This is a genomic window from Acidimicrobiales bacterium (assembly GCA_040219515.1).
In the GTDB taxonomy this organism is placed as follows: domain Bacteria; phylum Actinomycetota; class Acidimicrobiia; order Acidimicrobiales; family Aldehydirespiratoraceae; genus JAJRXC01.
In genome coordinates, this window is record JAVJSI010000004.1 from 34,761 (window position 1) to 61,331 (window position 26,571).

General features: G+C 68.9%; 30 protein-coding genes. 16 read left to right on the top strand and 14 right to left on the bottom strand.

Annotated features, from left to right (window positions below; genetic code table 11):
• Window positions 1-36 precede the first annotated feature (36 nt).
• Window positions 37-471, top strand: a complete 435-nt coding sequence (locus tag RIB98_01215; GenBank protein ID MEQ8839572.1) for a PPOX class F420-dependent oxidoreductase — start codon at window positions 37-39, stop codon at window positions 469-471.
• 24 nt (window positions 472-495) lie between these two features.
• Here RIB98_01215 and RIB98_01220 read toward each other — a convergent pair whose 3' ends face one another.
• Together RIB98_01220 and RIB98_01225 are read right to left on the bottom strand one after the other, a co-directional pair.
• Entirely contained in the window at window positions 496-1,284 is a 789-nt protein-coding gene (locus tag RIB98_01220; protein MEQ8839573.1) for an SRPBCC domain-containing protein, read from the bottom strand.
• Complete coding sequence (locus tag RIB98_01225) at window positions 1,281-1,877, bottom strand: helix-turn-helix domain-containing protein (GenBank protein ID MEQ8839574.1); 597 nt, start codon at window positions 1,875-1,877, stop codon at window positions 1,281-1,283. The genes RIB98_01220 and RIB98_01225 overlap by 4 nt, the downstream gene beginning before the upstream one ends.
• Window positions 1,878-1,964: 87 nt before the next feature.
• Between RIB98_01225 and RIB98_01230 the strand changes: the two genes are divergently transcribed.
• Window positions 1,965-2,771: an inositol monophosphatase family protein gene (locus RIB98_01230; protein MEQ8839575.1), complete on the top strand. Its 807-nt coding sequence runs from the start codon at window positions 1,965-1,967 to the stop codon at window positions 2,769-2,771.
• A gap of 14 nt (window positions 2,772-2,785) precedes the next feature.
• Here the strand turns inward: RIB98_01230 and RIB98_01235 are convergent, their stop codons facing one another.
• Window positions 2,786-3,421: a helix-turn-helix domain-containing protein gene (locus RIB98_01235; GenBank protein MEQ8839576.1), complete on the bottom strand. Its 636-nt coding sequence runs from the start codon at window positions 3,419-3,421 to the stop codon at window positions 2,786-2,788.
• A gap of 60 nt (window positions 3,422-3,481) precedes the next feature.
• Between RIB98_01235 and RIB98_01240 the strand changes: the two genes are divergently transcribed.
• The 3 genes from RIB98_01240 to RIB98_01250 are packed head-to-tail and all read left to right on the top strand — an operon-like array spanning window position 3,482 to window position 6,427.
• Window positions 3,482-4,363: a metal-dependent hydrolase gene (locus RIB98_01240; protein MEQ8839577.1), complete on the top strand. Its 882-nt coding sequence runs from the start codon at window positions 3,482-3,484 to the stop codon at window positions 4,361-4,363.
• Window positions 4,360-5,844, top strand: coding sequence for an NAD(P)/FAD-dependent oxidoreductase (locus RIB98_01245; protein MEQ8839578.1), 1,485 nt, complete (start codon window positions 4,360-4,362; stop codon window positions 5,842-5,844). The genes RIB98_01240 and RIB98_01245 overlap by 4 nt, the downstream gene beginning before the upstream one ends.
• 19 nt (window positions 5,845-5,863) lie before the next feature.
• Complete coding sequence (locus RIB98_01250) at window positions 5,864-6,427, top strand: DUF1269 domain-containing protein (protein MEQ8839579.1); 564 nt, start codon at window positions 5,864-5,866, stop codon at window positions 6,425-6,427.
• Here RIB98_01250 and RIB98_01255 read toward each other — a convergent pair.
• Genes RIB98_01255 through RIB98_01265 form a run of 3 tightly spaced genes read right to left on the bottom strand, consistent with a single transcriptional unit; the run spans window position 6,424 to window position 8,391 of the window.
• Window positions 6,424-7,221 (bottom strand): siderophore-interacting protein, encoded by a 798-nt coding sequence (locus RIB98_01255; protein ID MEQ8839580.1) that lies wholly within the window; start codon window positions 7,219-7,221, stop codon window positions 6,424-6,426. The two genes, RIB98_01250 and RIB98_01255, sit on opposite strands and share 4 nt — an antisense overlap.
• Window positions 7,214-7,771, bottom strand: a complete 558-nt coding sequence (locus tag RIB98_01260; GenBank protein MEQ8839581.1) for a hypothetical protein — start codon at window positions 7,769-7,771, stop codon at window positions 7,214-7,216. The genes RIB98_01255 and RIB98_01260 overlap by 8 nt, the downstream gene beginning before the upstream one ends.
• A 5-nt stretch (window positions 7,772-7,776) precedes the next feature.
• Window positions 7,777-8,391, bottom strand: coding sequence for a hypothetical protein (locus RIB98_01265; protein ID MEQ8839582.1), 615 nt, complete (start codon window positions 8,389-8,391; stop codon window positions 7,777-7,779).
• Window positions 8,392-8,883: 492 nt separating this feature from the next.
• Here RIB98_01265 and RIB98_01270 point away from each other — a divergent pair, with 492 nt between their 5' ends.
• Window positions 8,884-9,288 (top strand): hypothetical protein, encoded by a 405-nt coding sequence (locus tag RIB98_01270; protein ID MEQ8839583.1) that lies wholly within the window; start codon window positions 8,884-8,886, stop codon window positions 9,286-9,288.
• Between the two features lie 27 nt (window positions 9,289-9,315).
• Here RIB98_01270 and RIB98_01275 read toward each other — a convergent pair whose 3' ends face one another.
• On the bottom strand, window positions 9,316-9,639 hold the full coding sequence (locus tag RIB98_01275) for a hypothetical protein (GenBank protein MEQ8839584.1): 324 nt from the start codon (window positions 9,637-9,639) through the stop codon (window positions 9,316-9,318).
• The gene (locus tag RIB98_01280) at window positions 9,636-10,538 is read right to left on the bottom strand and encodes a phytanoyl-CoA dioxygenase family protein (GenBank protein ID MEQ8839585.1); all 903 of its coding nucleotides are present in this window, start codon (window positions 10,536-10,538) and stop codon (window positions 9,636-9,638) included. Before RIB98_01280 ends, RIB98_01275 begins: the two co-directional genes overlap by 4 nt.
• Before the next feature lie 88 nt (window positions 10,539-10,626).
• On the opposite strand from RIB98_01280, the gene RIB98_01285 reads away from it, so the two are divergent.
• The 3 genes from RIB98_01285 to RIB98_01295 are packed head-to-tail and all read left to right on the top strand — an operon-like array spanning window position 10,627 to window position 13,034.
• Entirely contained in the window at window positions 10,627-11,616 is a 990-nt protein-coding gene (locus tag RIB98_01285; GenBank protein ID MEQ8839586.1) for an aldo/keto reductase, read from the top strand.
• Window positions 11,616-12,557 carry a 2OG-Fe(II) oxygenase family protein gene (locus tag RIB98_01290; protein ID MEQ8839587.1) on the top strand — a complete coding sequence of 314 codons (942 nt, stop codon included), beginning with the start codon at window positions 11,616-11,618 and terminating at the stop codon, window positions 12,555-12,557. Before RIB98_01285 ends, RIB98_01290 begins: the two co-directional genes overlap by 1 nt.
• A gap of 45 nt (window positions 12,558-12,602) precedes the next feature.
• Entirely contained in the window at window positions 12,603-13,034 is a 432-nt protein-coding gene (locus RIB98_01295; protein MEQ8839588.1) for a CBS domain-containing protein, read from the top strand.
• Window positions 13,035-13,068: 34 nt separating this feature from the next.
• Here the strand turns inward: RIB98_01295 and RIB98_01300 are convergent, their stop codons facing one another.
• Window positions 13,069-14,103, bottom strand: coding sequence for an aldo/keto reductase (locus tag RIB98_01300; GenBank protein ID MEQ8839589.1), 1,035 nt, complete (start codon window positions 14,101-14,103; stop codon window positions 13,069-13,071).
• Between the two features lie 10 nt (window positions 14,104-14,113).
• Window positions 14,114-15,397 (bottom strand): acyl-CoA dehydrogenase family protein, encoded by a 1,284-nt coding sequence (locus RIB98_01305; GenBank protein MEQ8839590.1) that lies wholly within the window; start codon window positions 15,395-15,397, stop codon window positions 14,114-14,116.
• 78 nt (window positions 15,398-15,475) lie between these two features.
• On the opposite strand from RIB98_01305, the gene RIB98_01310 reads away from it, so the two are divergent.
• Window positions 15,476-15,679, top strand: coding sequence for a hypothetical protein (locus RIB98_01310; GenBank protein ID MEQ8839591.1), 204 nt, complete (start codon window positions 15,476-15,478; stop codon window positions 15,677-15,679).
• Window positions 15,680-15,721: 42 nt separating this feature from the next.
• Complete coding sequence (locus RIB98_01315) at window positions 15,722-16,717, top strand: LLM class flavin-dependent oxidoreductase (GenBank protein ID MEQ8839592.1); 996 nt, start codon at window positions 15,722-15,724, stop codon at window positions 16,715-16,717.
• Here RIB98_01315 and RIB98_01320 read toward each other — a convergent pair.
• Complete coding sequence (locus RIB98_01320) at window positions 16,714-17,928, bottom strand: serine hydrolase domain-containing protein (GenBank protein MEQ8839593.1); 1,215 nt, start codon at window positions 17,926-17,928, stop codon at window positions 16,714-16,716. The two genes, RIB98_01315 and RIB98_01320, sit on opposite strands and share 4 nt — an antisense overlap.
• A gap of 74 nt (window positions 17,929-18,002) precedes the next feature.
• Between RIB98_01320 and RIB98_01325 the strand changes: the two genes are divergently transcribed.
• Both RIB98_01325 and RIB98_01330 read left to right on the top strand, forming a co-directional pair.
• Complete coding sequence (locus tag RIB98_01325; GenBank protein MEQ8839594.1) at window positions 18,003-19,961, top strand: methylmalonyl-CoA mutase family protein; 1,959 nt, start codon at window positions 18,003-18,005, stop codon at window positions 19,959-19,961.
• Window positions 19,958-20,707 carry an endonuclease/exonuclease/phosphatase family protein gene (locus RIB98_01330; GenBank protein ID MEQ8839595.1) on the top strand — a complete coding sequence of 250 codons (750 nt, stop codon included), beginning with the start codon at window positions 19,958-19,960 and terminating at the stop codon, window positions 20,705-20,707. The genes RIB98_01325 and RIB98_01330 overlap by 4 nt, the downstream gene beginning before the upstream one ends.
• Before the next feature lie 4 nt (window positions 20,708-20,711).
• On the opposite strand, the gene RIB98_01335 is transcribed toward RIB98_01330, so the two are convergent.
• Window positions 20,712-21,449 carry a VOC family protein gene (locus RIB98_01335; protein ID MEQ8839596.1) on the bottom strand — a complete coding sequence of 246 codons (738 nt, stop codon included), beginning with the start codon at window positions 21,447-21,449 and terminating at the stop codon, window positions 20,712-20,714.
• Window positions 21,450-21,451: 2 nt separating this feature from the next.
• The gene (locus RIB98_01340) at window positions 21,452-22,339 is read right to left on the bottom strand and encodes an SDR family NAD(P)-dependent oxidoreductase (GenBank protein MEQ8839597.1); all 888 of its coding nucleotides are present in this window, start codon (window positions 22,337-22,339) and stop codon (window positions 21,452-21,454) included.
• A gap of 47 nt (window positions 22,340-22,386) precedes the next feature.
• On the opposite strand from RIB98_01340, the gene RIB98_01345 reads away from it, so the two are divergent.
• From RIB98_01345 to RIB98_01355, 3 genes are read left to right on the top strand one after another with little or no spacing between them, the layout of a single operon-like run.
• Complete coding sequence (locus tag RIB98_01345; protein MEQ8839598.1) at window positions 22,387-23,394, top strand: alanine racemase; 1,008 nt, start codon at window positions 22,387-22,389, stop codon at window positions 23,392-23,394.
• Window positions 23,391-24,695: a D-arabinono-1,4-lactone oxidase gene (locus RIB98_01350; GenBank protein ID MEQ8839599.1), complete on the top strand. Its 1,305-nt coding sequence runs from the start codon at window positions 23,391-23,393 to the stop codon at window positions 24,693-24,695. Before RIB98_01345 ends, RIB98_01350 begins: the two co-directional genes overlap by 4 nt.
• 26 nt (window positions 24,696-24,721) lie before the next feature.
• On the top strand, window positions 24,722-25,771 hold the full coding sequence (locus tag RIB98_01355; protein ID MEQ8839600.1) for a DUF2332 domain-containing protein: 1,050 nt from the start codon (window positions 24,722-24,724) through the stop codon (window positions 25,769-25,771).
• 12 nt (window positions 25,772-25,783) lie between these two features.
• Here RIB98_01355 and RIB98_01360 read toward each other — a convergent pair whose 3' ends face one another.
• Window positions 25,784-26,551 (bottom strand): SDR family oxidoreductase, encoded by a 768-nt coding sequence (locus tag RIB98_01360; protein MEQ8839601.1) that lies wholly within the window; start codon window positions 26,549-26,551, stop codon window positions 25,784-25,786.
• Window positions 26,552-26,571: the final 20 nt, after the last annotated feature.

Here is a 26,571-nt window from a genome sequence, read left to right on the forward strand (position 1 = left end):
GGAACATCAGCGCGCCGCCGCGGGTTGTTCGGTTCCATGGCCTACAACGACGCACCTGAAGGCTGGTGGCGGGAGTTCGTCGGCGCCACTCCGGCCCGCACCGCCAAACTCGCCGTGGTCCGCAAGGACGGCTCACCGCACGTTGCGCCGGTGTGGGTCGACCTCGACGGCGATGACATCGTCTTCATGACCAGCGCCGACACGATCAAGGGCAAGGCGGTGCTGCGGGACCCGCGGGTGGCGTTGTGTTTCGACGACGAAGACCCGCCGTTCTCGTTCGTCACCATCGCCGGCACCGTGTCGCTGTCGACCGATCCCGACGAGCTGCTCCACTGGGGCACCCGCATCGGCGGGCGCTACATGGGCGCCGAGCAGGCCGAGGCCTACGGCAGACGCAACGCGGTGCCGCCGGAGATGGTCGTGCGGGTCCACGTCGACAAGGTGGTGGCGAAGGTCGACGTCGCCGGCTGACGGACCGAGGGGCCCGGAGGTGTGTCACTTCGCTGATCGGGCCCCCAACCATTCGCGCCACGCCAACTCGTCGTGCTCGATCGCGGCCGCACCCGGCTCGCCGTAGAGGTAGCGCCACACGGACACTTCGATCCCGTCACCGCGCCCTTCCGCGGCGATGAACGCGGTGCCGGGCGCCGGAGAGTCGACGACGAGCGAAACGCGGTGCGGTGTCACCTCGACGACCTCGCCGGCCAGTCCGGCGGTGCCCGCGGCCCTTGCCTCGATGCGCTCGCCCACCGCGGGATGGGCGGGGACACCCAGCTCGCTCGTCAGCCGGGCCCACGCCTGGTCGCGGGGTCCGGCCCATGTCGCCATGGGAAGGCTGGCCGTGGCCGACCGCCCGGCGAAGCGCTCGAGATGGAGACGGAGATTGGCCAGGAAGATGGCCCACCCCTCGGTCATCCCGTCGTAGTGGTCGTCCCATTCGCCGCCGACCATGAAGCCCGAGTTCACGAGGCGGACGATGCACGTGCCGCCGTCCCGGGCCTCGATGAGCCACTCGAACGCGAGACCCTCGTCCTGGTCGCCACCGTCGAAGACGACTCGGCGCGGCGGTTCCCAGGCGGCCACCCGACCGGGCGCCTGCATCTCGGGCTCGGGGCCGAACGACGCGACCGCGGCACCGCCCTCGCGCTCCTCCACGACGTGGGGTACGTACCAGGAGGAGATGCCGGGGCCGGTGGCGATCGCTCGCCACACCTCCTCGGGCGTGCCTGGCACCTCGATCTCGATCTCTATCGATCGGCGCTCCTCGGGATCGGTCTCGGTCATCGCGTGGGCTCCTTCTCGGGGGCGGGACGGGGATGGGCGGCGATCACGAGTCGATGCCAGCGGCCGTTGCGGCTCGTCTCGTCGTGGTGTCGGGCACAGACGGCGGCCACCGCTTCGGTGAGTTCCCGCGTGAACGCGGCGCGGTCATCGGCGGTCGCGAAACGAACGTCGGACTCGATCGTCAGTGTCGCGAGGGGCTTGTTCGCCGCATCGGCCGAACGGGCCAGTGCCGCGACGTCGCGGATCAGGCGGCCCGCCACGGCCACGAGGTAGCGGCTCGAGAGCTTGTCGACCCGAGCGGGAGTGGCGGCGTTGTCGCCGAGCACGTCGGGGGACAGTGCGTAGGCAGCCGCGCTCGCGACCATGATCCGTTCGGAGAGGCCCCGGCGGGGACGGGTTTCGATCAGCCGCACGAGTCCGTGGTCCTCGAGCGTCCGCAGGTGGTAGTTGATCTTCTGGCGGGTCTCGCCGAGGGTCGCGGCGACGGTGGACGCCGAGCCCGGCTCGGCCAGCACGGCGAGGATTCGGGCTCGGAGCGGGTCGAGCGCGGCGATGGCCGCGGCCGGCTGGTCGATGACGTCGAGGTCAGGCACGAGGCACAGTGTCGTATTGACAAGAAAGATTGTCAATAAGCCGGGAAGTATCTTGCCGGAAAAAGCGCGAGGGTCGGGGTCGTGAGGATGACCCGAGTGGGCGAGATCGACATGGACGCCGTCGCCGCGGTGATTCAGGAGGCCGATGCGGCCGAGATCGCGCCCCGGTTTCGCACCCTGCACGCTGGTGACATCGAGGAGAAGGCGCCCGGCGAGATCGTGACGGTGGCCGATCGAGCCTGCGAGGCACGGCTCACGGCGCACCTCCGCGAGATCGCCGACCTGCCGGTGGTGGGCGAGGAGGCCGCGTCGGCCGATCCCTCGCTCGCCGCGGTACTCGCCACCGCCGACGCGGCCTGGCTCGTCGACCCCCTCGACGGCACCACGAACTTCGCCGACGGTTCCTTCGACTACGCGGTCATGGTCGCCCTCGTCGAGCAGGGCCGAGCGACGGCGAGCTGGATGTGGCACCCGACCGGCGGGTCCATGTCGATGGCGGCCCGCGGTGCAGGGGCGACACGCAACGGCGTCACGGTCGCGATGTCGATGCCGAGATCCGGCGACGCCATGCGTGGGGTGGTGAAGGGGCGGTTCCTGCCGCCGGCCGTCGCCCAGCGCGTCGCTCACAACCGTGAACGCTTCGCGGGATACGACGCCGGCCCGAACTGCGCCGGTGTCGAATACCCGTCGCTGGTGGCCGGAGAGGTGGACTTCCTTCTCTACTGGCGCACCCTGCCGTGGGATCACGCGCCCGGCGCACTCTTCGTCGAGGAGGCCGGCGGCACCGTGTGCCGTCCCGACGGTGAGGCCTACCGATGCGGGTCAGGTGGCGAGGGTCTGCTCGCCGCCCACGCCGATGTCATCGACGACGTGCGGCGACGGCTCCTGACCTGACCGCGCGGCGGGCGTCACCCGGGTCGGCTCGCGGGCGGGTCGACGGCCGCTTCGACGACGGCGAGCATGTCGCGACCGTGTGACATCGCGCCCTCGGTGCCGAACTGCACGGCGGCGAGCAGCATGGTGATGAAGATGCCGACGATGCCGTGGCCGATGGTCTCGGCGTCGATCTCGGCCCGTACCAGGCCGGCCTCCTGGTCGGCCCGCAGGCGGGCGGCCACCGCGCCGCGGAGGTGCTCCATCGCCGGGAGTTCGATGATGCGATCGGCCACCTCGGGTTCGAGGCCCGCCAGCATGCGCCGGGCCAGAGGACGACGATCGAGCGCCTCGATGAGGGTGAGGACGAGCGAGTCACGCCAGGTCTGATCGCCGGGGGTCTCGAGCACCGAACTGACGCCTTCCTCGATGAGGGCGGCGATGTCGGCGTCGAGTGCAGCCAGAAAGAGGGCCCGCTTGTTGTCGAAGTAGGCGTAGGCGAGTGTGCCGCTGACATCGGCGTCGCGGGCGATGTCGGCGACCGAGGTGGCGCGGAACCCATCGCGACCGAAGCGCTGGATGGCCACCTCGAGAATCTCGCGTCGGGTCTGCTCGCCCTTTGTCGTGATCGCGGTCGTGGGTGCAGTCGTGCTCGAATCGGTGACGGACATGTGACAAGCATAACAGATTGAGGGATTGAGTAAATCACTCAATTTCGCTACGATGACGTCATGAACGACCTCATGAACCCCGAAGCCGAACGTTCCGTACGCCAGGTCCCGACCCGCCGGGTGTCGTTCGAGGCGTCGCTGCGAGACCTGCCGAAGCACTTCGCCGGCGAGGGCGACCTGATCGCCAGTCACCTCGTCGCCGTGCTCTCGGCCGTGTTTCCCGACGGCGAGGACTTCTTCGTGCGCTCGGTCCGGAACTACCGCGACCAGATCGACGACCCGGTCCTCAAGCGCGACGTGGCCGGGTTCATCGGGCAGGAGGCCATCCACGGGCGTGAGCACCGAGTGCTCAACGACCGTCTCGCCGAACTCGGTTATCCCACCAAGCGACTCGAGCGCAACGTCCGGTTCGGGCTGAAGATGCGTGAGCGGATCGCCTCTCCCATCGCCAATCTCGCGGCCACCGCGGCGCTGGAGCACTACACGGCCACCCTGGCCGAAGTACTGCTCAGCAGTGAGGAAGCCCGTGCCCAGCTCGGCGACGCCGCGTTGCGCGACGTGTTCCTGTGGCATGCGATGGAGGAGTCCGAGCACAAGGCCGTGGCCTTCGACGTCTTCAAGGCCGTCGGCGGTACGGAGCGGACCCGCACCCTGCAGATGAACCTCATCACGCTCACCTTCATCGGCGGCATCTCGTTCAACGTGTTCCTGTCGTTATTGCGAGATCGGGAGACCTACCGTCGTGGCGTGTTGAAGGAGAGTTTCCGCCGGGCCCGCAAGAGTCCGATCTTCTCCCGTGACACGTGGCGCCGCCTGCGCGACTACAACCGGCCGGACTTCCACCCCGACGATCACGAAACCGACGAGCTCCTCGAGCGCTGGCGCGACGAGCTGTTCGGTGATCACGGACGTCTCAACCACATGCTGGCGGGCGCTGCGTGACACAGCCGGCCGGCTCGGCGGGTGAGTGGGCCGACGTCGAGCATCTCGACGTCCTGGTGATCGGCGCCGGCTTGTCGGGCATTGACGCCGGCTATCACCTCCAGACCACCTCTCCCGCGTCCTCGTACGCGATCTTCGAGGCCCGCGAGGCCATCGGCGGAACGTGGGACCTGTTCCGCTACCCGGGCGTGCGATCCGACAGCGACATGTACACGCTGGGCTACCCCTGGCGACCCTGGACGGGCGAGAAGGCCATCGCCGACGGTGACGACATCCGTGACTACATCGTCGACGCGGCCGCCGAACACGGCATCGACGAGAAGATCCGCCACGGTCACCGCGTGGTCGCCGCCGACTGGTCGAGCGACGACGCCCACTGGCGGGTGACCGCCGAGCGTGTCGACAGCGGCGAGCCGGTCCTGCTCACCTGCGGTTTCCTGTTCGCGTGCTCCGGCTACTACCGCTACGACCGCGGTCACACCCCCGACTTCGACGGACTCGACGGGTTCACCGGTGAGCGCATCCATCCCCAGTTCTGGCCGGCCGACTTCGACGGCACCGGAAAGCGGATCGTCGTCATCGGCAGCGGCGCGACCGCCGTCACGCTGGTACCCGCGCTGGTCGACCGAGCGGTCCACGTCACGATGCTCCAGCGGTCGCCCAGCTACATTGCCGCCGTGCCATCCAAGAGTCCGATCGTTCGGGCGATGGAGAAACGGTTGCCGGCACGCTGGTCCGGCCCGGCCGTGCGCTGGCTCGCCGCCCTCGGCTCCCAGGGATTCTTCCGGTTCTCACGGCGATTTCCCGGCGCCGTCCGCAACCTACTGCTCAAGGGGGTGGCACGCGAACTGCCCGAGGGCTACGACATCGACACCCATTTCACACCCCGCTACGACCCCTGGGACCAGCGCCTGTGCGCCGATCCCGAAGGACGACTGTTCAAGGCCATCAGCGATGGCGACGTGACCGTCGTGACCGACGAGATCGACACGTTCACTGCGAGTGGCATCCGTCTGCGCAGCGGCGTCGAGATCGAGGCCGACGTGGTCGTGACCGCCACCGGTCTCGAGCTGCTCTTCCTCGGCGGCATGGCGATCTCCGTCGACGGAGAGCCGGTCGACCTGGCCACCCGACTCACCTACAAGGGAATGATGCTCGAGGGTGTGCCCAACCTGGCGATGGCCGTCGGCTACACCAACGCGTCGTGGACCCTCAAGTGCGATCTCACCTGCGACTATGTGGCGCGGCTGCTCGAAGAGATGCGGCTGCGGGGCGCCGTGCAGGCGACCCCCCGCAATCGCGACGCGGCGATCTCGCCGGAGCCCATGCTCGGATTGACGGCCGGCTACGTCCAGCGCTCCGCGCATCTGTTCCCGCGCCAGGGCAGCAGTGCGCCGTGGCGCGTGCATCAGAGCTATCTGAAGGATTATCGGGCGATGCGACTGGGTGACGTGGTCGACGATGCCCTCGAGCTCGTCTGATCCGCGTATCCTGCGACCCATGAGCGACGACGAGACGACACAACAGACCCTGGTGGGCATCTCGTTCGAGGATGTCTTCCGAGCGCAGGAGTTCATGAGTGCGGCAGCAGGCATGGCGTCTCGCGGCGACCTCGTGCTCGACGACCGGGTGCTGATCGTCAAGGACGACGACGGCAACACCCGAGTCGTCGAGACCACCGATCTCCAGGGCGGCCGGGCTGCGTTCTCGGGCGCCGTGTGGGCCGGTCTCGTCGGCGTGATCCTCGGTGGCCCCGTGGGTTGGGCGGCCGGCATCGCCGCCGGTGCGGGGGCGGGCGCGCTCGCCGCGAAGGTCATCGACGTCGGCATCTCCGACGAGTGGGTCGAGTGGTTCCGCGAGGCGGTCGTGCCGGGCTCGGCCACGGTGGCGATGCTCGTCACCGATCTCAAGGAAGACGCGCTGTTGGCCGAGGCCGGGCGCTTCGCCGGCTCGCACCTGGTCTACGCCAACCTCGAGGACGGCATGGTCGACCGGCTGGCCGACGCCCTCGGCGATGCCGACGGACCCGATGCCCGGGTGGCGCCGGCGGAAACCGCCGACTAGCGGCGTCCGCGTTCGGGCTTCCAGTAGCCGCGAATCGTCGCCTGGAATCGGGCGAGTTCGCGTTCGTCGAACAGGTGCTTACGGATGGCCTGCATCGACGCGGCCTCGCCGGCGGCCCACACGTGTGTGGCCGGATCGATCTCGGGCAGGGCCGTTGCTGCTGCGACCAGACGGGCACCGGGTGGGGCGGTCGGGTCACGGAGCAACCACTCGACAGTGACGTCGGGGTGGTCGGGCAGCGGGCGAATCGCGTGCTGGGCCTCGACCTCGGCATGGACGGTGATCGCTGCGGCGCGGGGAAGGACGGTCAGGAGCTGGCCGATCGCGGGGACTGCCGTCTCGTCGCCGAGAAGGTGGAACGTGGTGGTTTCGTCGGGCCACTCGAAGCCCCGGCCGGGCCCGGAGAGCGCGGCCGGTGCCCCCACGGCGACGTGCTCGGCCCACTCGGACACCACGCCGCCAACGTGGCGAACGATCCCCAGATCCAGTCGGTCGGGTCGGTCGGCCGCCAGGGGAGTGAAGGTGCGCAATGCAGGCCGTTCGCCGCCGGGCAACAGGAACTCGTTGCCGTCCCAGGTGGGCATCACGAGCTCGGTCGAGCCGGGCGACGGCACGAGCAGGCGGACACTCGCGGCCGGATCGGCGTGCATCTCGTGGATGCCGTCACCCTCGAGCGTCAGTCGCAGCAGCCGGGGCGTCACCTCGTCGCGGGCGATGACCTCCACCGGCACGAGCGGCGGGGGCTCGCGGCGGCGAAGCCGTGAGAGTCGATCTTCGGCGGTGTTGTCACCCATGCCCACCATCATCGCGGTTGGCGAGGCGTCGCCAGTCACCGGCGGCCAGACGCTGCCAGAGTGCGACCTCCCACCGCACCGGGAGTGTGAGGTCCAGTTCCGTCGCGGCGGCCGCGGCGGCGATGTCGTCGGTGCCGTAGGCGATGCTCAGGTGCAACCAGTCCTTCGGACGCAGCGGGTCGTCGCCGGGGCCGATGCGGTGACAGCCGATGAACCGTTGCGTCGCCTCGATGAGCCAGGGCGACGACAACTCGAGGCCGACCCAGTCGGCGCTGCGGCGCAGGGCGATGATGTCGACCGCGTCGGCCGGCATGGGTCCGCTCTCGCGCACTGCTCGGTCGACCTCGGCGAGGATCCTCGGGATCTCGGCCTCGCGGCGGTGGAAGAAGCCGGTGAGCGTGCAGTGGGGTGGATAGGTCTGGGCGGTGGTCGGGCCGAGCGCCGAGATGCGGTGGAACTGCTCGTCGAGCGCGTCGGCCAGCGGCCCGGTGGGCGTGGCGTAGAGGATCAGTTCGGCTCGCGTCACGGCGTCACCGTCTGGGGATGTCACGGGCTTCAGGGTGTGAGGGCGGCGAGGCGGCCGCCGACCACGACGGCGCGCCACGCGTCGCCGAGCGAAGCGCCGAGGGAACGGAGGGCGAACGGTGCGTTGAGCAGGGATTGGTAGTGGTAGTCGGAACAGATCAGGTCCGCCACGCCCGCGTCCCAGGCATCGCGTACGGAGAGGTTGCCGAGGTGCGACCGGCCCCGCACCAGGTTCGGGGCGCCGAGCAGGATGGCGATGCCGTGCTCGCGATAGCCGTGGGCGAGGTCGATCGAGAGCGGGAACTCGGCGACCGCAACCCCGAGTTCGAGGTCGCGGTGGGGGTCCTCCGCGGTCGAGGCGTCGTGGCTGGCGGTGACGACACCGGCAGCCGCCGCTGCGGCGGCCAGCCGTGGTTCCTGGGCCTCACCGTCGGCCCGTCGCCCCACGGCGGTGGCCTGGCATCGTTCGAGTTCGTCACGAGCCACGCCCGAACGCTGGGTCTGGAGCTCGCTGAGTCCGCTCACGCCGACGATCCCGCCCGGCGTGTGGTCGCTGTACGACAGCATCTGCACCGCACCACAGGCGATCCACTCGACGAGCTCATCGAGGTCCTCGGTGTTGGTCCGCTCGTGACGGACGTGCAACGCGAGCCAGGGAAGCGGTCGGCGGCCTCGGCCGCGCCGAGAGCGCCGACGAGATGGCGGAGCGTTTCGCGGCTGCGCAGACCGGGCTCCCAGCCGTCGGTGACCGACACGAAGCCGGTGGTGATGCCGGCGGCGAGCAGCTGCGCTCGGGTCTCGGCCAGCGCCGCGTCGACGTCGACGAACACACCCGGTCGCGGCATGAGGGTCCGCTCGAACCCGTCGCCGTGGATGTCGACCAGACCGGGGAGGACCAGCGCGTCGTGGGCATCGATCTCGATGGCGGCCTCGGCCCGCGAACCGATCGAACTGATCGAATCGATCACCGTCCCTGCACAGACGACGTCGGCTTGCGTCTGCGAACTGTCGGGCAGAAGAACGGTCCCTCCTCGTATCGCCAATGGTGCGGGGAGGGGGGTCACGGGGGATCAATCTACGCCGGGCGCGTCAGCCGATGTCGAGACATTCGAGCCCGTCCCGTGCCACCATCTGTCCATGAGCAGGAGGGTTCGATCGTTCGTCGCCCGCCGTCGGTCCGTCACTGGCTGTCTCGTCGCAATCGTGTGCCTCGGGCTCGCCGGTGGCGACGCCGCCGTGGTGGAACCGGCGCGAACCCCGGTGCCGAGTGTCGGGCCGGTCAGCGAGAACCCCCATCCGCCGGCGCCGACGACCGCTCCCGATCGGTCGACTCCCACCCTCACCCTGCGATCGAACCCGGTGGTGGTCGAGCCCGACCCTGATCCGAACGGGCCGTGCGACGGACCGTCGGATGGCGACGAGCCGTGGATCCCCGCCGTGGTGCCGCCGGCCGTCGGGGAGAACCGAGGCGAGTCACACGATCTCTTCCTACGCGACGACCAGGAGATCTGCATCGTCCTCCTGGCCGCGCGGCTTCGTTGAGCCGCGATCCTCAGTGAGTCGCCCTCTTCAGTGAACCCCACGGGTGTTCGGGCCGTTCGGCTCGACCACCTCGTCGACGTCGATCATCCGCTCGAGCAGGAACTCGAACGGCAGATACGACACCTTGTGCTGTTCGCCTTCCCGGGGCGGGAGCAGTTGCGACATCTGGAGCAGGCGCCAACCGTCGCGTAGCGCATCCAGCCCGGTGACGTAGGGCGGCGAGCCGTCGCGGTCGGGGATGTCCGGCCCGTTGCCGTCGGTGCCGTCGTGGAACGCCCAGGCGACCACATGGCTGCCGAGCGACGAGTTCGTCGTGTAGAGCTGCAGCACCTGCTGACGTTGCGTCGTCACCCGACGACTCCGTCGCGGTCGATCAGCGCCGAACGACCCTCGATGCGGGTGCGGTACCAGTCGACGTCGAAGTGCTCGTCGCCGCTGAGGTAGCGCCACAGGCGCACCCGTTCCATCGTCTCGAGCCGGTACTCACCGTCGAACGACCAGGCCTGCATCTTGCGCAGATGGTTGGCCACGGTGTCGCCCTCGGCGGTGGTGGCGAACATGTGGTCCCACGACCCACTCACGGCATCGTCGTAGTCCGAGGTGTCCCACAAACGAACCTGGGGCTCGGTGGGGTTGAGCCGCAGTTTGAACATCCACCGGTGGTCGTCGGACGGGTTGGGCTGGCCGGCGTGCCACACACCCTGATGGAAGATCAGGACGGTGCCGGCCGGGCCGGTGAAGTACTGCTCGCCGGCGATGTGCTGGTAGCGGGCGACGCTGTTCTCGTGGATGTTGCGGATGTGGCTGCCGGGCACGAATCGGGTGCCGCCTGCGCCCTCGGCAACGTCGTGGGGGAAGTAGAAGAGCTGGATGTCGAACGGTGGATCGCCGCTGTCGATCGCCGCATCGCAGTGGAGGTCCTGGATGTAGTCCGAGCCTCGGGGCAGGAAGTGGATCGCGTGGTGGTCGAACAGGGGATTCGATCCGACCAGCGACAGGATCGCCCCCGCGATCTCGGGTACTTCGTAGACCCGACGGATCGCGCTGTCGGCCGGGTAGCAGTCGCGCAGCGGCGTGCCCGAGCGGGGTTGGAACGGCGACGGCTCGTGCGACGGCTTCCCCAACCGCTCGCGGAGCTCGGCCATCACGCCCTGGTTGATCTCGTCCGGGACCACGGCGTCGAGGCGCAGATAGCCGTCGGCCACGAATCGGGCCATGTCGAGCGTGCTCAGCAGCTTCGGTTCGGTCACGTCCGGCCCCCAGGATCATCGCCAGTGTCGTCGCGTCGGTGACGCGTTCGCGATCGCCATTCGTAGCAGCCGGACTACGGTCGGCGCCATGACTCGACCCAATGTGAACCCGCAGATGGAATACCGACGGCTCGGCCACACCGGGCTGAAGGTGAGCGTGCTCTCCTTCGGGAGCTGGGTCACGTTCGACACCCAGCTCGACGACTCCCTGGCGATCGACTGCATGGCTGCGGCCGGGGAGGCGGGCTGCAACTTCTTCGACAATGCCGAGGCCTACGCCCGCGGTGAGAGCGAGGCGATCATGGGTCGTGCGCTCCAGGAACTGGGTTGGCCCCGGTGGTCCTACGTGCTCACCACCAAGGTCTTCATGGGCATCCACGGCGATGTGCCGAACATGCGCATGACGCTCAACCGCAAGTACCTGATGCAGGCGATCGACGCGTCGCTCGAGCGGCTCCAGACCGATTTCGTCGACGTGCTGTACTGCCATCGGGCCGATCCCGACACGCCGATCGAGGAGACGGTGTGGGCCATGAGCGACATCATCTCGGCCGGCAAGGCCCACTACTGGGGCACGAGCGAGTGGCGGGCCGACGAGATCATCGCGGCCATCGAGATCGCCGAGCGCCACCACCTGCACAAGCCGGTCACCGAGCAGAGCCAGTACAACCTGCTCGAACGCAAGAACGTCGAGAAGAACTACGCCCGCCTGGTGAACGACCACGGCTACGGCAACACGATCTGGAGTCCACTGGCCTCGGGTCTGCTCACCGGCAAGTACCGCGACGGCATCCCCGACGACTCCCGCGCCGCCCTCGAGGGCTACGAATGGCTCGCCGGCCGGCTCACGGCGGCCGAGGGAATCGAGCGGGTCGAGAGGTTGCGACCCATCGCCGAGCGGCTCGACTGCTCGATGGCCCAGTTGGCGCTGGCGTGGTGCACGAAGAACCCGGCCGTGTCGACCGTCATCACCGGTGCCTCGAAGGTCGAGCAGGTCGTCCAGAACTTCGGTGCGCTCGACGTGATTCCCCGGCTCACCGACGAGGTGAAGGCCGAGATCGAGGCGGCCGTCGCCTGATGGAACTGGGCGTCGTCGACCTGTCGGCGCCGATGCCCGATCAGGTGCGAGCCATGCGGAGGGCCTGCGAGAGCCTCGGCTTCATCCGCCTGCCGGTGAATGTGATCGATCGCGACGTCGCCGCCGAGGCGTGGGCCACCACCGCAGAATTCTTCGCACTGCCCGAACCCGTGAAGCGCGAGATCGAGTTCCCCGAACCCGGATACCCCTACGGCTACTCGCCCTATCGATACGAGACGCTCGCGCGCTCGCTCGATGACGCGACCTCCCGGCCCGACATGAAGGAGTCGCTGTCGGTCGGTCCGGATTGCGGATCCGCGCCGGCGTCGGCAACTGATGAGGAGTGGATCCGCTCGCCCAGCCTCTGGCCGTCGGCGCTGCCCGGACTCCGGCCGGCGTGGACGGCCTACTACCGGGCGCTGGCCGACGTGGCGGCCTCGCTCATGTCGCTGATGGCACAGGCGCTCGATCTCCCACCCGATCACTTCGACGCAATGATCGACCGTCCCATCAGCTCGATGCGCGGCATTCACTATCCGGCGGCCGAGGCGACCGACGGTGCGCTGCGGGCGGGCGCCCATGCCGACTACGGCACGTTGACGATCCTGCGGACCGACGACGTCCCGGGCCTTCAGATTCGCGCCGTCGACGGGACGTGGCTCGACGTCGCCCCCGACCCCGACATGTTCGTGGTCAACCTCGGCGACTCGATCTCGCAGTGGACGAACGGCCGCTGGCCGTCGACGGTGCATCGTGTGGTTCCGAGCACGATGCCCAGGCAGTCGATGGCCTTCTTCCACATGGCCAACTGGGACGCGACGATCGAGGCCCTGCCCGGCTGCGTCGAGGCCGGCGAGGCGCCCCGCCACCCGCCGGTCCAGGCCGGTCCATGGTTGATGAAGAAGTTCCGGTCGACGGTGGTGGGCGACGGCGCTGCGTGACGTGTGTCACACTATGAGCCCTGGGAAGATCGGAGACGAGCGAACGTGTTGATCAGCGAGGTCCTGCAACGGAAAGGCAACGCGGTTGCCACGATCGCGCCAGGGGCGTCGATCACCGAGGTCGTCACGGCTCTCGCCGAGTACGGCGTCGGTGCGCTGGTGGTGTCGGCCGACGGAAACGCCGTCGACGGCATCATCTCCGAACGCGATGTGGTGCGCGGTCTCGCCACCCACGGTGGCGACACCATGGATCGCACCGCCGCCGACCTGATGACCCGCGAGGTCGTCACCTGCAGTCAGCAGGCGACCATCGAGCAGCTGATGACCGAGATGACGGAACGTCGATTTCGTCATGTCCCGGTGACCGAGGACGGTCGCCTGGTCGGCATCGTGAGCATCGGCGACGTGGTCAACGCGCGGGTCCGCAATCTCGAGACCGAGACGCGTCAGCTCACGAACTACATCTCCGGCTACTGATCAGTTCCGTCCACTGACCGGTTCGATCCTCGGATCAGCGCCGCCGTCGGCGGGCATGTGACGCCATGTGCGGCTCCGGCCGGTTCGTGTCGACGACGTCGATGTCGAGACCCGGTGGCAACAACTCGTCGAGGGCGTCGAGAACCGATTCGTCGAGCCGGACCGACGCCGAGGCGAGTGCGTCGTCGAGTTGGGCGGGGGTGCGTGGTCCGATGATCACGCTGGAAACGGCCGGGTGTTCGGCCACCCACGCATGGGCCATGTGGCTGAGCGGGAGACCCGCGTCCTCGGCGATCGAGAGGAGCTCTTCCACGAGGTCGAGCTTCGCCCGTGTCTGCGTTCGACTGCGGTCCCAGCGCGCCGCGTTGTGTGCCATACGAACAGCCCGGGCATCGTCGGGCACGTCGACATCGTGGCGGTACTTGCCGGTCAACCAGCCGCCGTTGAGCGGGGAGTAGGTCATCACGCCGACGCCGAGTCGCTCGCAGGTGGGAAGCACGGCCCGCTCGACGTCGCGGTTGAACAGGCTGTAGAGGCACTGCTCGGAGCGCACGCGAACGTGGCCGCGTCGGTCGCTGATGTGGCGGGCCTCGACGATCCACTCGGCCGGGGTGGCCGACATGCCGGCATAGAGGATCTTGCCCTGCCGCACGAGGTCGTCGAGGGTGCCGAGCGACTCGTCGAGGTCGAGCCTCGTGTCGCGTCGGTGGAGCTGGAAGAGATCGATGTGGTCGGTGTCGAGCCGGCGCAGGCTGTCCTCCACCGCCCGGACGAGCCAGCGCCGCGACCCGCCCTGGTGATTCGGGTCCTTGCTCATCGGGATGAAGGCCTTGGTCGCCAACACGACCTCGTCTCGGCGGCCCTTCAGCGCCCGGCCCACGATCTCCTCGCTCTCGCCCATGCTGTAGGCATCGGCGGTGTCGATGAAGTTGATCCCGCCGTCGAGCGCGGTGTGGACCATCGCCACGCACTCGTCGTGGTCGGTGTTCCCCATCGCACCGAACATCATGGCGCCGAGGCAGTACTTCGAGACCGAGACGCCGGTGGCGCCGAAGGTTCGCTGATCCATGTTCACGTCTTCAGCGGCCGCGGGATGCCATGTACTTCGCCATCCCGTCGGCCCAGTCGCGCAGCTCCGGGTCGGCGGCGAAAAGTGGCTCGAACTTCTCTCGGGCCTTCCGTCGCTTCTCCGGGTAGTACTCGGTCGGCCAGTAACCCTCGTGAGGGGCGTAGCCCTTGAGCACGTTGCGGGCCACGGTGGCCTTGTGCACCTCGTCGACACCGTCGGCGATGCCCATCGTCGGCGCCGCGGCGTACATCGCCTGGATCGGCGTGAGGTTGGTGGTGCCCAAGGATCCGAGGATGTGCAGGGCGTTGAACGACACCTCGCGCAGCACCTTGGCCATCGAGAACTTCACGGCCGCGATGTCGGTCCGGGTCTCCTGGGTGCTCGAGTTGTCGATCTTCCAGGCCGTCTCGAGCACGAACAGTCGCAACATGGCGATCTGGGCGTAGGAGTCGGCGATCTTCTCCTGGACCATCTGGTGGTCGCCGATGATCTTGCCGTGCGACTCCCGGCTCAGGGCCCGCTCGCACATCATGTCGAAGGCCAGCTTGCAGTTGGAGATCGTTCGCATGGCGTGGTGGATGCGTCCGCCGCCGAGCCGACGCTGGGCGAGCACCTTCGCGCCGTCCTCGGGCCCGAGGAGATGATCGGCGGGAATGCGCACGTCGTTGTAGATGATGTGGTTGTGGGTACGGGGCTCGGGCTGGATCTCGACACCCGGCGTGTCGGTGGGCACCACGAACATGCCGTTGGTGCACATGACGAACAGGATGTCGGCGGCCCGGCCGGCGCTGGTGAACCACTTCTCGCCGTTGATGACCCACTCGTCGCCGTCGCGCACGGCGTGGGTCCTGAACAGGTTGGGGTCCGATCCGCCCTGGGGCTCGGTCATGGAGTACGCCGACCACATCTCCTGGTTCAGCATCGGCGTCAGCCAGCGCTCCTTCTGCTCGTCGGTGCCGTAGGCCGCGAGCAGTTCCATGTTGCCGGTGTCGGGCGCGGCCGACCCGAAGATCTGCGGGGCCGAGCCGTAGCGACCGAGGATCTCGTTGAGCAGGCCGAGCTTGAGCTGGCCGAGGCCGGGGCCGCCCAGTTCCTCGTCGAGGAACAGCGCCCAGAGTCCCTGTTCCTTCACCTGGTCCTGGAGGGGCTTGACGAGCGCCTTGATCTTCGGATCCTTCGACCGCACGGCATACGGGAAGATCATGTCGAGCGGTTCGATCTCCTCCCGGCAGAACTTGTCGACCCAGTCGAGCTTCTCCTGAAACTCGGGTTCAGTGGAAAAATCCCAGGCCATCGTCAGTCCTCGTTCTCGTCGTCGCGAGAAATGTAGGTCAGACGCGACACCGCACGCCTCTTGCACCAGGATTGACCGGTGGACGCCCCCGAATTCGACGAGGACGACGAACCGGACCCGGAGCGCCTTCGCGAGTGCGAGTACTGGCGCTGTGGTGAGCTCTTCGAGGCGCGGTCGGCCACGCACCGTTTCTGCCGCAAGGCCTGCCGCAGCCGCCACCACAAGTGGCACCGGGCCGAAGCCCGCCGGGTCCGCCGGGCGGCGCGCCGAGCAGGTCGTTGACGGTTCGTGGCCGCCGAGCGACGGCCACTACGCTCCGCCGGCATGGCTACTCCGTCGATCTCCATTGGCATTCCTCCGCGACCGGGAGCGACCGATCTGGCGGTGCTCGCGGAGGAACTCGGCTTCGAACGGGTGTGGCTCTACGACTCGGCATCCATCTACGAGGACATCTGGATCCACCTGGCGCTGATCGCCGAGCACACCAGCCGCATCGGGCTCGGCACCGCGGTGCTGGTCCCCAACCTCCGACACGTGATGACGACGGCGTCCGCGGTCGCCACGGTGGCCCGCATGGCGCCGGGGAGGCTCGCGGTTGCGATCGGCACCGGCTTCACCGCCCGGCTGGTCATGAACAAGGGGGCTCTGTCATGGGCCACCACCGAGACGTATGTCCGCCAGCTCAAGGGCCTGCTCGCCGGTGAGGTCGTCGAGATCGCCGGTGAGAAGTGCCAGATGATCCACCACCCCGACATGGCTGCACCGCGTCCGATCGACGTGCCGGTTCTCCTGTCGGCGATGGGTCCGAAGGGGCAGGGCATCGCGGCCGAGATCGCCGATGGGCTCATGCACGTGGCGCCGCCCGACGGCGGCGACTGGGACTGGTACGTCGAGATGCTCAACGGCACCGTCCTCGACGAGGGCGAGTCGGCGACCGATGCCCGTGTCGTCGAAGCGGCCGGCCCGTGGGAGGTGCTCGCCTATCACGGGGCGTGGCATCTCGGCGGTGAGGAGATCGTGCCGATGCTGCCGTCGGGCGAGGAGTGGTTGGCCCGCGTGGTGGCCGATCGGCCCGCCGACGAGCGTCACCTCTCGGTCCACGAGTGGCACTGCAGCCACGTGAACGACCGGGACCGGCCGCTGCTCGACGGCAAGGGCACGACCGAGTCGCCGTGGTCGGGTTGGGTCGGCGACGACGCGTACTTCGCGGGACGGATCGCGGCGAGTGGCGCGGCCGGTACCACCGAGGTGCTCTACACGCCGGCCGGGCCCGACCTCGAGCGCGAGATGCGGGCCTTCGCCCGCGCCGCCGGGCTCTAAGTGAGCGCGGCGTAGACCACGTTGCGCAGTTCCCGGCGCAGCGGATAGGTGCTCGAGGGCATCTGCTGGGTCATGAACACCACGGCGAGATCCTCGGCGGGGTCGACCCAGAAACCGGTGCTGGCCGCGCCACCCCAGGCGAACTCGCCCTCGCTGGCGATCAGCCGATTGGCGACGGCGTCGGTGAGAACCGAGAAACCGAGGCCGAAGCCCATCCCCGTCATCTGCGCCTCGGCGAAGGTCTCGGCCAGCCACATCTCTGCCACCGTCTTCCCGCCGGGAAGGTGGTTGCGGGTCGCGATGTCCAGCGTCTTGCGGCCGATCACCCGAGCCCCGCCGAGTTCGCCGCCGTCGAGCAGGCACTGGCAGAAGCGCAGGTAGTCGTCGAGGGTGCCGACCATGCCGCCGCCCCCGCCCTCGAAAGCGGGCGCCTCGCGGACCGATGAGGTGGCGGGGTCGTCGATCAGGAAGAGCTTCTCGTCGGAGGTGGCGAAGTAGTTGGCGGCCAGCCGATCGTGCTGATGCGGTCGGGCCCAGAACGCCGTCTCGTCCATGCCCAGCGGGCCGGTCACCTGCTCGGCCAGGTACTCACCGAGCGTCGTGTCGGCGACGACCTCGATCACCCGGCCGCACACGTCGGTCGCCATCGAGTAACCCCAGTGGTCGCCCGGCGAGTAGGCGAGCGGAAGCTTCGCCAGCGCGCGGGTGACGTCCGCGAGGGACCGTTCCTCCCGGGCGAACGTGCCGATGCCGGCGGCGGAGTAGATGGCGTCGACCGGGTGGGCGTCGAGGAACGCATAGCTCAGTCCCGAAGTGTGGCGGAGCAGATCGACGATCTCCATGGGCCGATCCGGCGGACGGGTTTCGTAGCCGTCGAGGTCACCGCTGACGTAGACCTCGGTGTTCGCGAACTCGGGGAGGTAGGACGCCACCGGGTCCTCGAGCCGGACGAGCCCCCGTTCGACGAGTTGGAGCAACCCGATCGACGTGATCGGTTTCGTCATCGAGAACAGTCGGAACACGGTGTCGTCGGCCACCGGTGTGCCTCGCTCGACGTCGGCCAGACCGTAGGCGTCCCGGTACACCTCCTCGCCGTGCCGGATCACCGCGACGAGCGCGCACGGCATCTTGCCCTCGTCGACATAGCGGTGGGTGAGGTCGGCGATGCGCGGGAGGCGTTTCGGGTCGACGCCGAGTTGCTCGGGTGTCATCGCGGCAGCGTAGGTCGGTGCCGCAGCGCAGGTCGGTGGATGCAGGACAGGGGCGGTGAAATAGGGTGGCGGCCGTGACGCAGAACCGAGCGCCGGCCGACCGACCGTGGATCATGCGGACCTACTCGGGGCACTCCTCGGCTGCCGCCAGCAACGAGCTCTACCGGACCAATCTGTCCAAGGGGCAGACCGGGCTGTCGATCGCCTTCGATCTCCCCACCCAGACCGGCTACGACCCCGATCACCCGCTGGCCCGCGGCGAGGTGGGAAAGGTCGGGGTGCCGGTGGCGCACCTCGGCGACATGGCCAGGCTGCTCGACGGGATCCCGGTCGACTCGATGAACACGTCGATGACGATCAATGCGCCGGCCGCGTGGCTGCTGGCGCTCTACGTCGCCCATGCCGAGACACGGGGTGTCGCCCGCGCGCGGCTGCGTGGCACGACCCAGAACGACATCGTCAAGGAGTACCTCAGCCGGGGGACCTACATCTTCCCGCCGGAGCCGTCGCGCCGGTTGACCGTCGACACGATGGCCTTCTGTGCGGCCCACGTGCCGAAGTGGAACCCGATCAACATCTGCTCGTATCACCTCCAGGAAGCGGGAGCGACGCCGGTGCAGGAGGTCGCCATCGCCCTCGCCACGGCGATCGACGTCCTCGACGCGGTGCGGACGTCCGGGCAGGTCGACATCGACCGGTTCGCGGCGGTCGTGGGTTCGGTTTCGTTCTTCGTGAACAGCGGCATCCGCTTCGTGGAGGAGACCTGCAAGATGCGGGCCTTCACCGAGATGTGGGACCGCATCACCGCTGAGCGCTACGGCATCACCGATCCCAAGGCTCGCCGTTTCCGCTACGGCGTGCAGGTCAACTCGCTGGGTCTGACGGCCGAGCAACCCGAGAACAACATGCACCGCATCGGGCTCGAACTGCTCGGCGTCACGCTGTCGAAGGACGCCCGGGCCCGCTCGATCCAACTGCCGGCGTGGAACGAGGCGTTGGGTCTGCCCCGACCGTGGGATCAGCAGTGGTCATTGCGGATGCAGCAGATCCTCGCCCACGAGTCCGACCTGCTGGAATACGACGACATCTTCGCCGGGTCGCGCGTGATCGAGGCGAAGACGGCCGAGATCATCGAGGGCGCCGATGCCGAGCTCGAGGAGATCCTGTCGCTCGGCGGCGCGTTCGCCTCGATCGAGGAACTCAAGACCCGGCTCGTTCGATCGCACGCGGCACGGCGGGCCCGGATCGAACGAGGCGACCTCACCGTGGTCGGCGTCAACGACTTCGTCGAGACCGAACCGTCGCCGCTCGGCGGTGGCGCGAGCGTGCTCACGGCCGACCCGGCCATCGAGCAGGAACTCGTCGACGCGCTGGCCGGCTGGCGCGCCGCCCGTGACGGCGACGCGGTCGAGGCCGCGTGTCAACGCCTCGCCGCCGCAGCCGCCAGTGGCGAGAACGTCATGGACGCCTCGATCGCGCTGGCCCATGCCGGTGGCACCACCGGCGAGTGGGCCGACGTGCTGCGGGCCGAGTTCGGCGAGTACCGCGGCCCGACCGGGGTGTCCGGCGCCGGACCCCGTCCTGCGTCGTCGTCGCTGCGGGCCGTGGCCGTTCGGCTGCAGGCACTCGACGCGGGACCGCCCCGCATCCTCATCGCGAAGCCGGGGCTCGACGGCCACTCGAACGGGGCCGAGCAGCTCGCCATCGCGGCCCGCGACGCGGGGATGGAAGTGATCTACCACGGCATTCGCTCGACGCCGGAACAGATCGCCCATGCCGCCCGTGACGAAGACGTCGACCTCATCGGACTCTCGGTGTTGTCCGGCAGTCATCTCTCGCTCGTGGCCGACACACTCGACCGGCTGCGCGCCGTCGCCGTCGACGCACCGGTCGTGGTGGGCGGCATCATCCCCGACACCGACCACGCCGTCCTTCGGACTCTCGGGGTCGCGCGGATCTACACCCCGGTCGACTTCGACCTGGCATCGATCGTGGACGACCTGGCCGATCTCGCGCTCGCCCACCGCGCATGAGGATGCGGGTCGCCACCTACAACATCCGCAACGGTCGGGCGATCGACCTGTCGTCGTTCTGGTGGATGCGGCGGCGAGCGGTTCGTGCGGTCATCGCCCGGATCGATGCCGACATCTGGGGCCTGCAGGAGGCCTACGGGTTCCAGCGCCGCCACCTCGAACGCACGGTGTTGCCCGACGAGCAGTGGGGGAGCGCAGGCGACGGTCGCCACGGAGGTGGCCGGGGCGAGCAGGTGCCGATCCTCTATCGCCGCGCCGCGTTCGCCGAGGCGTCGGCATCGACCCGTTGGTTCGGGCCGACCCCGGAAGTGGCCGGTTCGGTGGTCGACGGTGCCGCGTTCCCCCGGATCGCGACCGTGGCGGACCTGACAATGCAGGCCGGCGGTGTCGTCCGGGTGGTCAACGTCCATCTCGACAGCGACTCCTCGGACCGGCGCGAAGCCGCGCTGCGCCAGCTGGTCGACTGGCTCGACGAACTGACCGAGGCGCCCACGATCGTGATGGGCGACTTCAACGGCACGTTGCACGACCCCGGCTACGACGCGTTCGCGGGGGCCCGTCTGCGGACGGCGTTGCCGGCCGACACGGGACCCACATCGAACGGGTTCGGCCGGTATCTCGGCGCCCAACGACAGATCGACCATGTCCTCGTCTCCGAGGAGTTCACGGTGCGATCGGCGCGGATCGACGTCGAGTCGGGGCACGCGTCCGACCACTATCCGGTGGTGGTCGATCTCGAGCTCTGACCGGTCAGGCGGATGCGGGGCTCTCGATGAACTCGAGGCAGGTGCCGTCCGGGTCCCGGAAGAAGGCCGCCCACAAGCCGGCGATGGGAATGGTCGGGCCCATGTCGAGCAGGACCGGATCGGGGCACTCCGCCTCGTTCCGGCGTGCTTCGGCCACCGCAGCGGTTGCGTCGTCGACGAGGAACGCCATGCGGAAGATGCCGAGGTCGTTGGCGTTCGCGTAGGCAGGACGGTCGGGCGCGCCGGGACGGAGCCGGATGACGAAGTCGTCGCCGGGCACCGACAACTCACCGGTGGGTCCGGTGAGCCCGAGCACCCGGCGGTACCACGCATCGCTCGCGTCGACATCGCGCACGTTGACGACCACCCCGAGGAACCGGACGGCGTCGCCGGGCTCGAGGACCAGCCGGGTGCCATCGGGGTCGATCACCTCGGTCGTGTCGTTTAGGGTCGGGCTGGCGAGGCGTAGAGCGATCATGCCGAGAGCGTCGGGCGACGAGTGGGGTGGCCGCCCCGGCGCCGGGACCTTCCACTCCAGCAGGTCGATCACCGGGTTCGCCCGTCCGTCGGACATCATCCACGCGTCCCACTGGGCGGGCCCGTCGATGCCGAACCCCGAGCCGTCCTGGGGGTCGGGTGCGGTCCGTACCAGCGGGTGCAGTCCGAGCTCGTCGCGGTAGAAGTCGACCGATCGCCCGAGGTCGCGGCAGTTGACGTTGCAGTGCTGCACGTGGCGGAGCATCTTCAGTCCCGGTCGGTCGGGCGAATGGTGGCGATGATGTCCTGGATGCCGCCGAGGTCGTAGGCCGTCTCCGGGTCGGCTCGCACCGCAGCGTCGAGCGCGTGGGCGTCGTCGCCGACCAGGATGCGCCACCGGCTCTCGCGCACCCCGTCGAGGATGACGGTCGCCGCGTCGGCAGCCGACATCGGGGCGTTCTGCTCGAAGGCATCGGCGGCGGCGTCGAAGAGCTGCTGGACGTCGTCGGTCAACGCCGGGTTCTCGCCGTGCCGAAGTGAGCTCCGCACGATGCCGGTCCCGATGTGGCCGGGCATCACGAGAGAGACGCCGACGTGGGGGGCGTGCACCCGCAGGTCGGTGACGAGCGCCTCGGTGAATCCCTTCACCGCGAACTTGGCGGCGGAATACGCGGTGTGTGGCTGGGTGGGGCCGAGGCTGGCCCAGAACCCGTTGACACTCGAGGTGTTGACGAGGTGGCCCTCGTCGGCCGCCACCAGCAGCGGCAGGAAGGCGCGGGTGCCCCAGTAGACGCCGCCCCAGCAGACGGCGAAGCACCGATCCCAACTCTCGCGAGTGCCCTCGAAGAGGCTGCCGCCGCCACTGATGCCCGCATTGTTGAAGACGAGATGGACGCGGTCCGTGTCGTGCTGCGCCACGACCTCGTCGCGGAAACGCAGGATCGCCTCCTCGTCGCCGACATCGCAGTGATGGCTGGTCACCTCGACGCCGGCCGATTCCTCGCGGATCTGGGCGGTGGTGTCGGCCATGTCGTCGTCGGACAGGTCACAGATGGCGACGTCACAACCCTCGGCCGCGAGTTGGCGGGCGATCTGGCGACCCATTCCGCTCGCACCGCCGGTGATGACCGCCAACTTTCCCGAGAAGTCCCGCATCCGGCGAGCATATGGGCGACGACGCTGCGGGACCTAAGCTCCCCGCGATGACCGATCCCCGCACGCTGAGCGATCTACCGACGCCGAGCCTGGTGGTCGAGCGTTCGATCTTCGACGCCAATGTCGCGGCGATGGCCGCCGCCCGGCCCGGGGCCCGGCTGCGCCCCCACGTGAAGGCGTTCAAGTCGACGGCCCTCGCCGCGGAACTGGCGGCGGCCGGCCACGAGAACTTCTGCGCGGCGACCGTTCGCGAGATGGAGGGCATGGCCCGGGCCGGTCTCGGCACCGACCTCCTCCTGGCCAACCAGTCGCTCGACCTGCGCCGCCTCACTCCACTGGTCGAGGCCGGTCACCGGATGACCGTCGCCATCGACTCGCCCGAGACACTCGCCGCCGCCGTGAACGCGGGTATTCCCGAGGTGCTCGTCGACGTGTTCGTCGGCATGCCGCGCTGTGGCATCCACGCCGACGGCGCCGGTGCGCTCGCCGACGCGGCACGGGCCGCCGGGCTCGGGGTGCGCGGGGTGATGGGTTACGAGGGGCACCTGATGATGGCCGACGCGGCCGACAAGCCGGCTGCCGTCGAGGCGGCGATGGCCCTTCTGCTCGCGGCCGCAGCCGATGTGGGGGGCGACATCGTGTCGGCCGGGGGCACCGGCACCTACGACGTGAACACGTGGGCCAGCGAGATCCAGGCGGGTTCGTACTGCCTGCTCGACACCGACTACGCGAAGCTCGAGTCGCCCTTCGAGATCGCCATCACGGTGCTCGCCACCGTGATCTCGGTGAACCGCGACGGCTGGGCGGTGGCCGATGCCGGCCTGAAGTCGTTGGGAATGGACCACGGCAACCCCACATGGCCCGAGGGCGATTTGTTCTTCTGTTCCGACGAACACACGACGTTGTTCGACCCCGACACCCGTATGCGGGTGGGGGACCGGGTGAGGCTCCAGCCCGGCCACGTCGACCCCACGATCGCTCGACACGAGGTGATGTGGGTCGTCGACGGTGAGGACATCGTCGATCGCTGGCCGGTCGATCTGAGGCACTGGTGAGCACGACCTTCCGCAACTGGGCCGGGAACCAGGTCTGTCTGCCGACCGAACGGGCGATGCCGCGGTCGTCCGACGAGGTGGCAGCGATCGTCGCCCGGGCCGCGGCCGACGGTGTGCGGGTGAAGGCGGTCGGCGCCGGTCACTCGTTCACCGCTGCGGCGATGACCGACGGCGTGTTGATGTCGCTCGACCATGTCGCCGACGTCATCTCGGTCGACACCGAACGCCGGCGGGTCACGGTGGGCGCGGGCATGCGGCTCGCGGACCTCAACGTGGTGCTCGACAAGGCGGGCCTGGCCATGCCCAACCTGGGCGACATCGCCTATCAGTCGATAGCCGGCGCGGTGGCCACGGCCACCCATGGCACCGGCGCCGAGCTCGGCAATCTGGCCACCACGATCGTCGGCATGGAGATCGTCGACGGCACCGGACAGCGGATCCGCTGCGACGAGAACGAGCGGGCCGACCTGCTCCGCGTCGCCCGAGTGGGCGTCGGTGCGCTGGGGATCGTCACCGAGGTGACCCTCCAGTGCGTGCCCGCGTTCGACCTCCACGCCGTGGAGACCATCGAGGTGCTCGACGACGTACTCGACGGCTTCGAGGACAACTGGCGGGGCAGCGACCACTTCGAGTTCTTCTGGATGCCGGGCGCTCGACGCTGTCAGGTGAAGCGCAACAATCGCACCACCGAACCGCGCCGCCCGCAGCCTCGGTTGGCCTACCTGCGAGACAAGATCGTCGCCGAGAACCTGGCGTTCGGATTGGTCACCAAGGTCGGTGCTCGTTTCCCCGGGGCGGCGCCGCGCATCGCCAAGCTCGTCGACTCCGGTGTCTCGGGGCGTGATCTCGTCGATGCCAGCCACCGGATCTTCGCCAGCCCGCGATGGGTGCGCTTCACCGAGATGGAGTACGGCATCCCGCGAAATGCCCTACCCGAGGCGATGCGGCGCGTGCGCGATCTCGTCAAGCGCGGAAGCGAGCCGATCTTCTTCCCGATCGAGGTGCGGGTATCGGCCGCCGACGACATTCCCCTGTCCACCGCGCAGGGCCGCGACACGGCGTGGATCGCCGCCCATGTGCACAAGGGCGGCTCCTACGAGACGTACTTCCAGGGCATCGAGCGGATCATGGCCGACTACGACGGCCGCCCTCACTGGGGCAAGCTGCACTTCCAGGACCACACGACGCTGGCGCCGAGGTATCCCGAGTGGGAAGCCTTCCAGGCCGTGCGGGCGGAGCTGGATCCCGCCGGCCGGTTCGCCAACTCCTACACCGATCGGGTGCTCGGACCGGTCGCATGACCGGGCGAGGTTGAGCCGGTGTGCCGATGAGTAGCGAGGTCGCCGACTTCTTCCGGGCGTTCGCCGACTACTCGTTGAAGGGCTACGCACCGATCTACGAATCGATGGTGCGCGCCGCAGCCGACAACGACGAGGTGATCGCGCTCGTGGCCTCGGCGCCGGCGGAAGCCCACGTACCCAACAACCTCCACGCGGCAGCCCGCTATCTGACGCTCACCGGCGTCGATCATCCCCTTGCTGCGGTCTACGAACCCGGATTCGTGATCGGGTCCGGCGAGGACGTGGGCGCGATGTTCTGCGATCTGGTGCTCGCCTGTCCCGATGAGATCAGCCGGCTGCTGGCGACCCGCTACGTCCAGACCAACGAGGTCAACCGGACGTCCGCGATCGCGCCCTTGCTCAATCTGATCGGCCGCCGGACCGGGTCGGGTCTCGCACTGATCGATGTCGGATGCAGCGCCGGGCTCAACCTGCTGCTCGATCGGTACCGGATCGATCTCGGCGCCGTTGCCCTGGGCCCGGCCGACGCTCGGCTGCATCTCGCCGCGGAGAGCCGGGGGAGCACGCCGGTTGCCGAGCCGGCCGACATCTCGTGGCGACGGGGCGTCGACCGCAACCCGATCGACGTCACCGATCCCGACGAGGCCCGCTGGCTGGAGTCGCTCGTGTGGCCGGACCATCCCGAACGGCTGGCTCGGCTCCGGGCCGCGATCGCCGAGGTGCAGGCCGACCCGCCGACGCTCGTGCGTGCCGATGCCGTCGCCGGTGTGCGCGCCGCGCTGTCGGCCGCGCCGCCCGACCTCCATGCGGTCGTCCTCACGACCTGGGTGGTCTTCTACTTCGACGAGCAGCTGCGCCGGGAGTTCGAGGCGGCGATCGTCGGCGCCGACCGGACGACGTCATGGTTGGCGATGGAGATGGCGGGCATCGTGCCCGGCATCGACGTCCCGCCGGCGCCGACCGGCGAAGGCGAGGTGAGCGTGATGACCCTGGTCAACGGTGGTGCCGGCCGACCCGTCACCCGCGAGTTCCTCGGCTTCACCCATCCCCACGGCGCGTGGGTGGATCTCGCCTGAGAAGCCTGAGGATCAGCGGACAAGCGTGGTGCCGCCGTCGACCGTGATGATCTGGCCGGTCATGAACGCACCCGCCGGGCCGGCCAGCAGCAGGGCGACCCCCTTGATGTCGTCGGCATCGCCCCAGCGGTGCATCGGGATCATCCGGAGTTCGGCTTCGTAGGCCGCCGGATCCTGCTTCGCGTATTCGGTGAGGTCGGAGTGGAACCGGCCGGGGGCGATGGCGTTCACCCGGATGTGTTGCGCAGCGAGCGTGGAGGCGAGATTGCGGGTCATCTGGTGCAACCCGGCCTTGGACACGCTGTAGCTGTAGGTGTCGCTTGCGTTGGCGCTGATGCCCGAGATCGACCCGATGTTGATCACCGCGCTCTGCTGCTCGGCCGTCGCCCGCTTGGTCAGCAACGGAATGAGGGCCCGGGTGAGGAAGAACGGTGACTTGAGGTTGAGGTCCATCACCTTGTCCCAGCCGTGCTCGGGGAACTCGCCGAGCGGGGCGAGCCAGCCGCGGCCGGCGTTGTTGACCAGCACGTCGAGGTGCGCTTCTCGCTCGCTGATCGTCGTGGCGAGCGTTTGCACGTCGTCCATGGTGGAGAGGTCGCCGGCCAGGGCGATGCACTCGCCCTCGTGAGCGGCCGTGAGTTCGGTGGCGGTCGCCTCGACGACGTCGGTGTTTCGCGCCGTGATGTAGACTCGGTCGGCCCCGGCCTCGAGGAACGCCTCGGCCATGTGGCGGCCCAGCCCCTTCGATCCGCCCGTGACGAGACACGTACGATCAACCAACGAAAAAAGTCCAGCGCCCA